This window comes from Terrabacter sp. Root85, from assembly GCF_001429185.1.
Lineage (GTDB): Bacteria > Actinomycetota > Actinomycetes > Actinomycetales > Dermatophilaceae > Terrabacter.
On record NZ_LMIW01000015.1, the window covers coordinates 1 to 12662 of the forward strand.

General features: G+C 72.1%; 13 protein-coding genes and 1 pseudogene. 7 read left to right on the forward strand and 7 right to left on the reverse strand.

The window, feature by feature from the left end; translation table 11 throughout:
- Window positions 1–285 (forward strand): annotated as a pseudogene (locus tag ASE25_RS23585) (HNH endonuclease); the annotation flags it as partial.
- A 43-nt stretch (window positions 286–328) separates the two neighbouring features.
- On the opposite strand, the gene ASE25_RS21280 reads toward ASE25_RS23585, so the two are convergent.
- Both ASE25_RS21280 and ASE25_RS21285 read right to left on the reverse strand, forming a co-directional pair.
- Entirely contained in the window at window positions 329–694 is a 366-nt protein-coding gene (locus ASE25_RS21280; RefSeq protein ID WP_056827321.1) for a TfoX/Sxy family protein, read from the reverse strand.
- A 4-nt stretch (window positions 695–698) separates the two neighbouring features.
- Window positions 699–1049, reverse strand: coding sequence for a TfoX/Sxy family protein (locus ASE25_RS21285; protein ID WP_056827323.1), 351 nt, complete (start codon window positions 1047–1049; stop codon window positions 699–701).
- Window positions 1050–1239: 190 nt separating this feature from the next.
- Between ASE25_RS21285 and ASE25_RS21290 the strand changes: the two genes are divergently transcribed.
- Both ASE25_RS21290 and ASE25_RS21295 read left to right on the forward strand, forming a co-directional pair.
- Complete coding sequence (locus ASE25_RS21290; protein WP_056827325.1) at window positions 1240–1971, forward strand: GAF domain-containing protein; 732 nt, start codon at window positions 1240–1242, stop codon at window positions 1969–1971.
- Window positions 1968–2678, forward strand: coding sequence for a GAF and ANTAR domain-containing protein (locus ASE25_RS21295; RefSeq protein WP_056827327.1), 711 nt, complete (start codon window positions 1968–1970; stop codon window positions 2676–2678). Before ASE25_RS21290 ends, ASE25_RS21295 begins: the two co-directional genes overlap by 4 nt.
- On the opposite strand, the gene ASE25_RS21300 is transcribed toward ASE25_RS21295, so the two are convergent.
- Window positions 2644–4098, reverse strand: a complete 1455-nt coding sequence (locus ASE25_RS21300; protein ID WP_056827330.1) for an MFS transporter — start codon at window positions 4096–4098, stop codon at window positions 2644–2646. The two genes, ASE25_RS21295 and ASE25_RS21300, sit on opposite strands and share 35 nt — an antisense overlap.
- Before the next feature lie 31 nt (window positions 4099–4129).
- The gene (locus ASE25_RS21305; protein ID WP_056827332.1) at window positions 4130–5455 is read right to left on the reverse strand and encodes a M20/M25/M40 family metallo-hydrolase; all 1326 of its coding nucleotides are present in this window, start codon (window positions 5453–5455) and stop codon (window positions 4130–4132) included.
- Window positions 5456–5482: 27 nt separating this feature from the next.
- On the opposite strand from ASE25_RS21305, the gene ASE25_RS21310 reads away from it, so the two are divergent.
- Complete coding sequence (locus tag ASE25_RS21310) at window positions 5483–7078, forward strand: LLM class flavin-dependent oxidoreductase (RefSeq protein ID WP_056778750.1); 1596 nt, start codon at window positions 5483–5485, stop codon at window positions 7076–7078.
- Window positions 7079–7094: 16 nt separating this feature from the next.
- Here ASE25_RS21310 and ASE25_RS21315 read toward each other — a convergent pair whose 3' ends face one another.
- Entirely contained in the window at window positions 7095–7655 is a 561-nt protein-coding gene (locus tag ASE25_RS21315; protein ID WP_056778753.1) for a type 1 glutamine amidotransferase domain-containing protein, read from the reverse strand.
- A gap of 124 nt (window positions 7656–7779) precedes the next feature.
- Between ASE25_RS21315 and ASE25_RS21320 the strand changes: the two genes are divergently transcribed.
- Window positions 7780–8499 carry an MBL fold metallo-hydrolase gene (locus ASE25_RS21320; protein ID WP_056827334.1) on the forward strand — a complete coding sequence of 240 codons (720 nt, stop codon included), beginning with the start codon at window positions 7780–7782 and terminating at the stop codon, window positions 8497–8499.
- Window positions 8500–8585: 86 nt separating this feature from the next.
- Window positions 8586–9572: an LLM class F420-dependent oxidoreductase gene (locus tag ASE25_RS21325; RefSeq protein ID WP_056827336.1), complete on the forward strand. Its 987-nt coding sequence runs from the start codon at window positions 8586–8588 to the stop codon at window positions 9570–9572.
- 60 nt (window positions 9573–9632) lie between these two features.
- On the opposite strand, the gene ASE25_RS21330 is transcribed toward ASE25_RS21325, so the two are convergent.
- Together ASE25_RS21330 and ASE25_RS21335 are read right to left on the reverse strand one after the other, a co-directional pair.
- Complete coding sequence (locus ASE25_RS21330; RefSeq protein ID WP_056827338.1) at window positions 9633–10169, reverse strand: DUF4395 domain-containing protein; 537 nt, start codon at window positions 10167–10169, stop codon at window positions 9633–9635.
- A 47-nt stretch (window positions 10170–10216) separates the two neighbouring features.
- Entirely contained in the window at window positions 10217–11737 is a 1521-nt protein-coding gene (locus ASE25_RS21335) for an MFS transporter (RefSeq protein ID WP_056827341.1), read from the reverse strand.
- A gap of 80 nt (window positions 11738–11817) precedes the next feature.
- Between ASE25_RS21335 and ASE25_RS21340 the strand changes: the two genes are divergently transcribed.
- On the forward strand, window positions 11818–12615 hold the full coding sequence (locus ASE25_RS21340; protein WP_056778768.1) for a deoxyribonuclease IV: 798 nt from the start codon (window positions 11818–11820) through the stop codon (window positions 12613–12615).
- Window positions 12616–12662: the final 47 nt, after the last annotated feature.

The window sequence follows — 12662 nt, forward strand, 5'->3', positions numbered from 1 at the left end:
CCCTGGCCCACCGGACCCACCAGCGTCGGCAACCTCCACGCCAAACACCGCCTCCACCACAACCTCAAGACCGACGACATCTGGACCTCCACCCCGACCCCCGACGACGGCCTCACCTGGACCACCCTCACCGGCCGCACCTACACCACCCACCCCAAGAACTGGCGCGACGGCCTAGCCCCACCGGCAGGACGGGGCAGCCCCACCACGTCAACCGATCACCCACCGTCGCAGGGCGATTCAGGACATCGCCACCTCGGCGCGCACGACCCACCACCCTTCTGAGTGGGCCGCGCCGCGTCAGGAACGCAGGGTCAGGAAGGCAGGGTCAGGAATGCTGGGTCGCGACATGGTCACGCGCCCGCGTGAGCCAGACGTGGCGTTCAGCGGACGGCATGCCTGCGGGGAGGCTGCGGTACGCCTTCATCCGCCGGCTGCCCATCGTCAGGACCTCGGAGCCGGGCAGGGTCTCGAGCTCGGCCCGAGCACCCGGGTCGAGCTTCACCCCGATGACGTCGTCCAGCGCGACGGCGAAGACGTGCCCGTCGACAAGCGCGGCAAGGGTGCCGAACATCGGGCGCAGCTCGACCCCGGAATCGTCACCGAGGAGCGCGCGCAGCTCCGAGCGAGTGGCCGACTCGGCATCGCCGGCATCGCCGGCATCGCCGGAGTGCCTGAAGTCGCTGGAGGCCACCGGGCTACTTCTTCGGCTTCTTGACCTTGGGCGGGAGCGTCGCGACGTGGTCGCGGGCGCGGTCGACCCATGCGGTCAGGGCAACGTCGTCGAGGCCAGGCGGCAGCGAGAGGTAGCCGCCCATGGGACGCCCGGCCGGACCGAACGGTCCGCTGCCCGGCAGCGCCCTCAGCTCCTCGAGCCCGGCCGGATCGAGCTTGACCCCGACGTCCTCGCCGAAGAGCCCGGCGAACATGTTGCCGTTGACGAAGGCCCCGAGGCTGCCGAACATCGGCTTGACCTCGACACCGGGCCCTTCGCTGACGAGACCGCGGAAGAGGGCCTTGGCCTCGTCGCTGTGCTTCGGCATGTCCATGGCTCCCATGACACCACCACCGGGGCCGCGCCGCCGCTGCTTCGGGGAGTGAGATGCGCTGACAGCGGGCGCGTAGAGTTCAGGAGTGGTCGCGGCAGGAGCCTGACCACCACCCCCTCAGAGGAGCGTCTCACCGTGCGTGACACGCCAGGGCACGCCACGGAGTCCAGCCCGGCAAGGCTGGCCTCCGATGACGGATGAGTACGTCGGTCCCGACCCCCGCCACCGCGCCGCCATGCTCGCGGCCCTGACGCGGGGCATCGCGCGCGACGTCGACCGCCTCCCCCTGCCGGCCCGCCTGTGCAACGCCTTCGTCGACGTCTTCGGCGGCGCCGGCGCCGCGATCACGCTGGGCTACCACCAGCCCGACCGCCTGACGCTCTGCGCGACCGACCCCACGGCCGCGCGGCTCGACGGACTCCAGGAGGTCCTGGGCGAGGGCCCCGGGTGGGACGCCTTCACCTCGCGCCGTGTCGTGACCGCCGACCTGCGACAGCCCACGCCGTGGGAGCACTTCTCGGCGACGGCGCGTCAGGAGCTGGGCGAGCTCTGGGTCTGTGCCGCACCGATGCGACCCGACGACCGCTCCCTCGGTGTCGTCATCGTCTACGACGAGTCGCCCGAGGCCGTGGCGGGAGACCCCGTCGTGGCCCAGTTCCTCGCCGACGCCGTGGGTGCCGCCCTGCTCGGCCACAACGCACTGCTCACCGACGACGTCGGGCCGTGGGTCGTCCGCCAGCAGGTGCACCAGGCCGTCGGGATGGTCGTCGCGCAGCTGGGGGTCAAACCGGTGGACGCCATGGCGGTCATCCGGGCCCACGCCTACGCGCAGGACACGACCGTAGAGGCGATCGCAGCGCTCGTGCTCGACCGTACTCTCGACTTCACCGACACGGGCCCGACGACCAAGGACCCCGCATGAACCCGAAATCGACCAGCCAGGTCCTCGCCGAGGCCACGGCCGCCATGGTCGACAGCCACGACGTCACCGACCTGCTGACGCGCCTGCTGCGCGACGGCTCGTCCTCCCTCGGCGTCGATGCGATGGGTCTCATCGTGCAGGCGCCGGACGACTCCCTCGAGCTGCTCGTGTCGACGTCGCACGGGGTGGCCGAGCTCGAGGCCCTGCAGGTGGGTCAGGACGAGGGCCCGTGCGTCGAGTGCCATCGGTCGGCCGCTCCGGTCGTCGCCCTCGGAGCGAGCGTCATCCAGCTGCGCTGGCCGATCGCGGGTGAGGCGATCGTGCGGGCCGGCTTCGCCGCGGTGCACGCCTTCCCCCTCCTGTGGCACGGCCGCGCCCTCGGCGCCCTCAACGTCTTCACCCGCAGCGATGCCGCGCTCGACGACGCGCAACGCGTGATGGCCCAGGCGTTCACCGACATGTCGACGATCGTCATCCTGCAGAGCCAGTCGGTCGACCAGCACCGGATCACCGAGTCGCTGCGCGAAGCCCTCCTCGGGCGGGTCGTCATCGAGCAGGCCAAGGGGGCCCTCGCACACCTGGAGGGGATCGACATGGCGACGGCCTATGAGCTGCTCATCACCGAGGCGGAGCAGCGTGGCGCGCCCGTCACCCAGGTGGCCGGCGACGTGCTCAGCCGGGCGCAGCGACAGCGGACCGGTCGCTGACCGGTCGCACGACGGCCAGGAACACCGCTGCGACGAGGGCCGTGACACCGCAGATCGCCCACACCGTGAGGTAGCCGGACAGTGACGCGTGGGCGGTCGCCTCCGCGTCGACGGTGCCCGTCGAGGCGAGCGCGATCGCGAAGACGCTCGAGGCGAACGCTCCGCCGATCGTCTTGGTCGTGTTCGTCATCCCCGTCGTCAGGCCGGTGTGGGTCGGTGGCGCCTGCGCGGCCGCGGCCGTGGGCAGCCCCGCGACGAGCGCTCCGGACCCGAGTCCCGCGATGACCATGTTCGTCATCGTCTGGGCGAGGGTGTCGTGGAAGGGCAGGAACAGCAGGTAGCCGACCGCGACGAGGACCGCCGCCACGACCATGGCCACCCGCGTCCCCGTCCGGTGCGCGAGCAGGTGGAGCATCAGGGCCCCGACGGCGAGCGACAGGACGTAGCCGCCGATGATGATCGACACCTTGCCCGCCGAGGCACCGAGGCCGTAGCCGGTGACGGCCGGGTCGGTGCGCGCGAAGGTCGACAGCGGGATCTGCGCGCCGAGCACCGAGACGCCGAAGAGGAAGGCCGTCGCCTGGACGGGCCACTGGCCACGCGCCCCGAGGATGCGCAGGTCCACGAGCGGCTCCGGGTGGGCGAGCTCGGCCCGTGCGAACGGCACGAAGGCGGCAGCGCCGAGCAGGACGAGCACCCACGGCCACGGGCTCCCCGGCCCGAGGACGCGCAGCATGACGAGGCCACCCATGACGAGGCCGAGGGCGAGGGTGATGAGCCAGAAGCCGCGCCAGTCGACGGTGCCGTGGGCGAGCACGGGAGACTCCTCGACGCCGAACCAGATCGCGACGAGAGCCAGGGTCACGACGACGGCCGGCAGCGCGAGCAGGGCGGTCATGCCGAGCGACTCGGCGAGGGCGCCACTCGTCAGGGCGCCGGCGATGACCCCGAGCTCGAGCCCGGCCACGAGCAGTCCCGCGGCACCGCGGACGCGCCGCTCGGAGCCGCCGGTCCGGCGGTGGATGATCGCGACCTCCATCGGGAGCCACACGACGTAGAAGCCCTGGATCGCCCACGCCACGAGGAAGAGACCGAAGGTCGGCGCGAAGGCGACGCCCCACGAGGCCACCGCCGTGACGACCGTCGAGAGCAGGAGCACCTTGCGGTGCCCGATGAGGTCGCCGAGCCGCGCGAGGAGCGGCACGACGAGCGCCGACACGATGAGCTGGGCGGCCTCGAACCAGTTGACGTCGGCGTCCTTGATCGACAGGTGCCGCGCGATGTCGGTGAAGATCGGGGTGTAGTAGCCCTGCAGCACGCCGCTCGCGAGCTCGACGCAGATGAGGAAGCCGACGACCTTGGTGATCGGGCTGCGGGCCACGGCCCGGGCGGCGTCGGAGACGGCCGTGCTGTCTGACATACGGATCTCGTTCTCTCTCAAGCTGACTCGACTAGAGCTGTTCGATGAGGCGGCGGTACCACGCGATGCCGTCGTGGAGGTCCGCGACGCCGATGCGCTCGTCGACGCCGTGGATCGAGGAGCGCTGCGCGTCGGTCATCCGGAACGGCGTGAAGCGGTAGACGCGCGGCCAGACGCGGTGGAAGTGGCGTGAGTCCGTGGCCGCGAGCATGACGTACGGCACCGCCACCGTCCCGGGGAACACCTCCCCCACCGTCGACTCGAGGAGGGCGTATGCCGTGTCGTCCGTCGGCGACACCGGGCTCGGCTCGTCGCCGCTGACCAGCGTCACCTCGACGTGGGGGTCCTTGACCGTGCGGCGGATCCGCTCGATGGCGCCGTCGACGGTCTCGCCCACCATGACCCGCATGTTGACGTGGGCCCGGGCGGTCGCGGCTATGACGTTCGCGCCCGGCGAGCCGGAGAGCTGGGTCACGGCGACGGTCGTCCGGGTCAGCGCCGCGGTCTCGTGCCCCAGCCGCGGGAGGACCCGGGAGAGCACCGGCCGCAGCAGGCGCGCCCGACCGAAGACCGCGGCATACGGCATACGCGCATGGGCGCCGGCGCGCTCGAGCATGTCGACGGTGGCGTCGGGCAGGTGGCTCGGGAAGGGCTTCCGCTCGAGGCGCAGGATCGCGCGGGCCAGCCGGCTCGTCGCGCCCATCCGACGCGGCGCGGAGGCGTGGCCCCCGTCGCCCCGCGCGATGAGATCGACGTCGACCGTGCCCTTCTCGGAGACGCCGATGACGGCCATGGGCGCGTCGACCCCCGGGAGCGCGCCCTGCACGATGGCGCCGCCCTCGTCGATGACGAACCACGGCTCGACCCCTCGCCCGCGCAGGATCGCGACGGCGTCCTTGGCGGCGCGCCCCGACACCTCCTCGTTGCAGCCGAACGAGAGCCACACGTCCCGGCCCGGGGTCACCCCTTCGGTGATGAGCTCCTCGATCGACTGACAGGTCGCGACGAGCGACCCCTTGCAGTCGAGCGCCCCACGGCCCCAGACGTGCCCGTCGGCGACCTCTGCCGCAAACGGTGGGTGCGTCCACACCGACGCGTCGTCGACGGGGACGACGTCGAGGTGCGCCATGAGCACGACCGGAGGCTCCCGCGTACGGCCCGGCCAGCGCACGAGCAGGGCGTCGCCGCAGATGCGCTCGACCTCGCACGCGGCGTGCAGCCGCGGGAAGCGCTCGCGCAGCTCGGCGAGGAGCGCCTCGAACACGGCACGGTCCTCGCGCGCCGGGTCCCAGTCGGAGACCGTCGGGATGCGGATCAGCGCCCGCAGCGCCTCGACGGCAGCGTCGTCCCCGTTCATGGCCCGGAGCGTATGCCACCCTGACCCATGGACTACCTGCACGACCTCCACTTCGGGGTGTTCGCGAGCCCCGACGCGTCCCGGGTGCACGAGACGCTCGAGCTGGCGCAGCTGGCCGACGTCGTGGGCCTCGACCTCTTCACGGTGCAGGACCACCCCTACAACGCCAAGCACCTCGACACCTCCACCCTGCTCACGGCGGTCGCGGCGCGCACGAGCTCGATCCGCGTCGCGGCCAACGTCGCCAACCTGCCGCTCCGGCCTCCGGTCGGGCTCGCCAAGCACATCGCGACCCTCGACGTCATCAGCGGCGGCCGTGCCGAGCTCGGTCTCGGCACCGGCGCCTTCTGGGACGCGATCGTCGCGGCCGGCGGCGAGCGCCGCACACCCGGGGAGGCCGTCGACGCGCTCGTCGAGGCGATCCGGATCATCCGCGGCGTCTGGGGCCAGGACCCCGACCAGCCGGGCGCGCGGTCGGTCACCCTGCCTGGCGAGCACTACTCGGTGAGGGGGATGCACGCCGGCCCCTTCCCGGTGCACCCGGTCGAGATCTGGCTCGGTGCCTACAAGCCGCGCATGCTGCGGGTCACCGCCGGCCTCGCCGACGGATGGCTGCCGAGCATGGGCTACGCCGACCCCGAGGCCCTCCCGGGGATGAACGCCGTCATCGACGAGGCCGCCGACCGGGCCGGTCGCGGCCCGCAGGCGATCCGCCGGATGTACAACGTCTTCGGCTCGTTCGGCACGGGCGGTGGTTTCCTCCGGGGCACGGCCGACGACTGGGCCGAGCAGCTGGCGGCTCTCGCCCTTGCTGACGGCATGAGCACGTTCGTCCTCGGCACAGACGACCCCGACGTCGTGCGGCGGTATGCCGTCGAGGTCGCCCCAGCCGTGCGTGACCTCGTCGACGCCGAACGTGCCCGCCGCGCCGCCGGCGCCGGCGTCGGTGGGGTCGGTGCGGCCGAGCCCTCGGCCCCGCCAGCCTCCGCGACCCCGATCGACGGCGCCCCACTCACGGTCCGCGCGACACCGGACGACGGGGTCCGGCTCAGCCCCACGTTCCCCTGGCGGGAGGACGACCGTCCCGTGACCGCCAAGCCCGAGCACGCGGCATACTCCGCCGCCGAGCAGGCCGTCCCGCAGCACCTCGTCGACGTGCACGACCACCTGCGGGGCGAGCTGGCCCAGCTGCGCGACATCGTCGGCCAGGTGCGCCGCGGCGCGATATCGACCGGGGCCGCACGGTCGGTCATCAACACGATGGCGATGCGGCAGAACAACTGGACTCTCGGCGCCTACTGCGAGACGTACTGCCGCCTCGTCACCGGACACCACACCCTCGAGGACCGGAGCATCTTCGTGCACCTGCGCGGCGCCGAGCCCGATCTCGGCCCGGTCATCGACCGGCTCGAGGAGGAGCACCACGTCATCTCGGACGTGCTCGAGCAGGTCGACGACGCCCTCGTCGGGCTCGTCGGGAGCGAGTCCTACGGCCGGGCCGGCCAGGACGCGCTGGACGAGATCCAGCGCGCCCTAGACCTGCTCACCGACACGCTCCTGTCACACCTCGCCTACGAGGAGCGCGAGCTGCTCCACCCGCTGGCCCGCCACGGGTTCGGCTGAGCCCCAGGCTGGGCCCTCAGGCGGAGGGTGCGGCCGTGGCGGCAGCCGAGCCGTGCTCGAGCACCTCGACGACGGCGCCGCAGAAGTCGGGCAGGTCGTCGGGGTTGCGGCTCGTGATGAGGTTGCCGTCGACGACGAGGGACTCGTCGGTCCACTCGCCACCGGCGTTGCGGATGTCGGTCTGCAGGCTCGGCCAGGACGTGAGGCGGCGGCCCTTGACGACGTCGGCCTCGATGAGGGTCCACGGCGCGTGGCAGATCGCGGCGACGGGACGGCCGGACGCGACGAAGTCGCGCACGAGCGCCACGGCGTCGGCGTGCGTGCGCAGGTTGTCGGGGTTGGCGACCCCGCCGGGCAGCACAAGGGCGTCGAAGTCCTCGACCGTCGCGTCGGCGACCGTGACGTCGACGGCCTTGGTGTCCGCCTTGTCGAGGTGGTTGAACATCTGCACCTCACCGGCCTCGGGGCTGACGACGACGGCCTCGTGCCCGGCGTCGGTCACGGCCTTCCACGGCTCGGTCAGCTCGACCTGCTCGATGCCCTCGCTCGCGACGAGGAATGCGACTCGCTTGGCCATGTGGCCCTCCTTTGCTCTGGGTGGCGTCGACCGCCACCCTCGGCTCCTACCCGCAGAGCGGCTGCCTCTCACCCGACGTTCGACAGCCCGGGCGCGCGGCACCGGTCGCCGTTAGGGTCGGCCCATGGCCAAGGACCTCGTGGTTCCCCTCGCGCCGAACGTCTGGCGCATCCCGCTCGTGCGCGACCTCGTCAACGGTTTCATCCTGCGCGACGACGACGGCCAGGTGACGCTCGTCGACATGGGCCTGTCGAGCTCGGGGCCCAAGGTCATCGCGGCCCTGGGCGCCATCGGGGCGGCCCCCGCCGACGTCACCCGCCTGCTGCTGACCCACGCCCACCCCGACCACGCGGGCGGGGCGGCGCACGTGGCCCGCGAGACGGGACGCGGCTTCACGATCCACCACGACGACGCGGCATACGCCGTCGAGGGGTCCTCGCCGCCGCGTGACCGCACCTTCCTGCTCGGTCGCCTCTTCGACCGCTTCTCCCGGCCCGGCCGCGACTTCGAGCCGCTCACCGTCGAGCGAGAGATGACCGACGGTGAGGTGCTCCCCATCGCCGGCGGCCTCCGGGTCGTGCACACTCCCGGGCACTCCCCCGGGCACGTGCCGCTGCTCCACGAGGAGTCGCGCACGCTCATCACGGGCGACGCGATCTTCAACGTCATGGGCCTGCGCTGGCCCGTCAAGTCCTTCTGCACCGACTTCCGCATGACCCAGCAGACCGCTCACCTGCTCGGCGAGCTCGACTACGACGTCGCTGCGTTCACGCACGGCACCGAGCTGCGCGACCGGCCGCGCGAGGCCATCCGCACCTTCCTCGGGAGGCACCGCCCGTCCTGACGCGACGGGCCACGATCCACAGAGCTGTCCACAACTGTGGACAGACCTTGTACACGCAGTGCCTCGAGAATGGGTAGGTCCCCTGCGTGACGAACTTCGGATACACCCTGATGACCGAGCAGAGCGGCCCCAAGGACCTCGTCCGCTGGGCGGTGCGCGCCGAGGAGGTCGGCTTCGACCTCGCGGTCTCGAGCGACCACTACTCCCCCTGGCTCACGGAGCAGGGGCACGCGCCGTACGCGTGGTCGGTGCTCGGCGCCGTGGCGCAGGCCACCGAGCGCCTCGAGCTCATGACCTACGTGACGTGCCCGACGATGCGCTACCACCCGGCCGTCGTCGCGCAGAAGTCGGCGACGATGCAGCTGCTCTCCGACGGCCGCTTCACGCTGGGCCTCGGCAGCGGCGAGAGCCTGAACGAGCACGTCGTCGGCGAGGGCTGGCCCGGCGTCGTGACCCGCCAGGAGATGCTCGTCGAGGCCATCGAGATCATCCGCCAGCTGCACTCCGGCGAGCTCGTGACCCACCACGGCGAGTACTTCGACGTCGACTCGGCGCGCATCTGGGACCTGCCGGACATCCTCGTCCCGGTGGCCGTGGCCGTCAGCGGCGACGCGTCGATCGAGCGGCTCGCCCCGCTCGCCGACCACATGATCGCGGTGCAGCCTGAGGCGGAGCTCGTCGAGACGTGGAACCGCACCGACGGCGCCGAGCGCATCGGCTCCGGCGCCCGCGCCATCGGCCAGATCCCGATCAGCTGGGACCCCGACCGCGACGCGGCGGTGGCCCGGGCCCACGAGCAGTTCCGCTGGTTCGGCGGCGGCTGGTCGGTCAACGCCGACCTGCCCACCCCGGCCGGCTTCGCCGGTGCCACACAGTTCGTGCGCCCCGAGGACGTCGCGGCCTCGATCCCGTGCGGGCCCGACCTCGACGCGATCGTCGAGGCCGTGCGCCCCTACTGGGAGGCGGGCTTCACCGACATCGCCCTGGTCCAGATCGGCGGGGACGCCCAGGCGCGCTTCCTCGACGAGGCCGCCGGGCCGCTGCTCGAGAAGCTGCGGGCCGCCGCCGGCTGACGGTCAGGCCGCCGACTGAGGGTCAGACCGCCTGCTGAGGGTCAGGCCGCCGGCTGGCGGTCAGGCCGCCTGCTGGCCCGCGCGCTCGGCGACGAGGCGCTCACGACGCTTCGTGATGTCGGCGCACTCGAGGCAGACCTCCTCGGGGATGACGCCGAGGCGCATCAGGCCCGAGAAGAGGATGCAGCCGACGCAGATGCCGAGGATCGACTCGAGCGCCGGGAAGAGCACCATGATGGCGCCGATGACGACGACGGCGACGATGACCCCCGTGGAGCCGGTGACGAGGGAGATGACCCAGAGCGCGGTCGCGGCGACCGTCATGACCGCACCGATGGCCGCCGCGAACCGCTTGGGCGGACCAGCCGTCGGTCGCTTCGGCGCGGAGACGGCGGGTCGGATCCACCGCTGCACGAGCCGGGCGATCGGGCTGACCCGGGGTCCGAGCGTGGCCCGCAGGCTGAAGTCCACGGCGAGGCCGGCGTAGAGCCACCACTGCTGGGTCGCGAGGGCGACGACGCCGATGACGAGCACGACGGCGGCGATGAGCCGGACCGTGATCTCGTCGACGACGGCGGGGAAGCGCGAGGAACTCATCCCTGCATTATGCACTACATAAGACGAGGTTATGCAACCCTGGGCGATCAGCGCGGGCGCAGCACCCGCAGGGCGATGACCGCGCAGGCCACGAAGAGGGCGGCGCCCACGCCGGACACGACGGCGAGGCTGGCCGTGAACGCCTCCTGGGCCGCGGTGACGAGGCCGCGGGCGGCCTCGGCCGACAGGGTCGTCGCCGTGCGGACGGCGCCGGCGAGGGAGTCGAGCGCGGCGGCGGCGCTCCCGCCGTGCGCGGCGGCATACGGCGCCAGCTGGTCGCGGTAGACGAACGTCGCGAGGGAGCCCAGCCCGGCGATGCCCACGGCGATCCCGAACTCACCCGACGTCTCGGACATCGAGGCGACCGATCCGGCGCGCTCCGGCGGCGCCGACTGCATCATGACGCCCATCGTCAACGTCGACGGGAGCATGATCCCGAAGGAGGTCAGGCACATGCCGAAGACGAGCAGGCCGAGGCCCTGGGCCGGGCCGACCTGCGTGTAGAGCGCGAGACCCGCGGCGCAGACGAGCAGGCCGGTGGCCATGGTGCGCGCCGTGCCGAGCCGGTGGGCGATCCGCGCCGACGAGGACGCACCGACGAGCAGGGCGATGTTGGCCGGGAGCATCGTGAGGCCGGCGCCCAGCGGGTCGAGGCCCGCGACGAGCTGCAGCCACTGCGAGCTGAGGAACGACACACCGGCCATGACCACGCCACCGACGAGCATCACCGCGAGCGCCGTCGAGAAGGCGCGGCTGCGGAAGAGCGTCAGGTCGACGAGCGGGTTGGCGATGCGCCGCTGACGACGGACGAACACGAGGCCGAGGGCGCACCCGACCGACATCGTCAGGAGGGCCGTCGTCGTGTCGCCGCCGCGGGCGATCTCCTTGAAGCCGTAGATGACCGGCAGGATCGCGGCGAGCGACAGGACCGAGCTGACCACGTCGACCGGGGCGCCGGCGTGCCGGTCGGACTCCGGCAGGACGCGACGGCCGACGACGACGAGCAGCAGCATGAACGGGACGCCGAGCAGGAACGCCGAGCCCCACCAGAAGTGCTGGAGCAGGACACCGCCGACGAGCGGACCCACGGCCATGCCACCCATGAAGCACGAGTACCAGACGCCGATCGCCGTCATCATCGCCTTCTCGTCGGTGAAGATCGTCCGGATCAGGCCCATCGTCGACGGCATGAGCGTGGCGCCGGCGATGCCGAGCATCGCGCGCCAGAAGATCAGCTGACCGGGGCTCGACGCGTAGGCGGCCGCCGCGCTCGCGACGCCGAAGGCCACCGCGCCGATGAGCAGGAGGCGCTTGCGCCCGATGCGGTCACCGACCGCGCCCATCGTCACGAGGAAGCCGGCGAGGACGAAGGAGTAGATGTCGAGCATCCACAGCTGCTGGGTCGTCGTGGCGCCGAGGTCGGCGGACAGCTCGGGCAGCGCGAGGTAGAGGACGCTGACGTCGAGCGAGAGGAGCAGGGCCGTCAGGGCCAGGACCCCGAGGGCGACCCACTGCCGGCGGGTCGGCCGCGAGGTGGACAGGGTCTGGGGCCGCGAAGTCGTCGTCATGCCCTCACGTCGAACGGGCCCGCGCCGTCTCGACACGGCCGCGCGAAATCGGTGTCGGCCGGGCGGCATACGCTGGCGACATGGCTCTACACATCGGTGCGCACGTCGACCAGGAGGACCCGATCGCGGAGGCGAAGGCGCGCGGGGCGTCACTCTCGCAGCTCTTCCTCGGAGACCCGCAGAGCTACAAGGGCCCCGTGATCCGGTATGCCGGTGGCGCGGCAGCGCTCAAGGCCGACGCCGAGGCCGCGGGCATCGACCTCTACGTCCACGCGCCCTATCCGATCAACGTCGCCAGCCTCAACAACCGCATCCGCATCCCAGGCCGCAAGCTGCTCCAGCAGCACCTGACCGCCGCGGCCGAGATCGGCGCCAAGGGCGTCATCGTGCACGGGGGCCACCTCGGCGCCGACGAGGACGCCGCCACGGGCTTCGACAACTGGCGCAAGTGCGTCGACGGCCTCGACCTGCCGGTGCCGCTCCTCATCGAGAACACCGCGGGCGGCGACAACGCCATGGCCCGCCGGCTCGAGGCCATCGCCCGGCTCTGGGACGCCATCGGCTCGGCGTCCGGCAGCGACCAGGTCGGCTTCTGCCTCGACACCTGCCACGCCCACGCCGGCGGCAACGACCTCGGCACCGTCGTCGACGAGGTGCGCGCCATCACCGGGCGCATCGACCTCGTCCACGCCAACGACTCGCGCGACGAGTTCGACTCGGGCGCCGACCGCCACACGAACTTCGGCTCCGGGCACATCGCCGGCGAGGCTCTCGCTGGCGTCATCCGCGCGGCAGGGGCGCCCGTCGTGTGCGAAACACCGGGCGGACTCGAGGGCCAGACGGCCGATATCGCGTGGCTGAGGTCACAGGTCGACTGATTCCGTCGTTTCCCAGCCCGGTCTCAGGAATTCCTGACCGTCTCTTT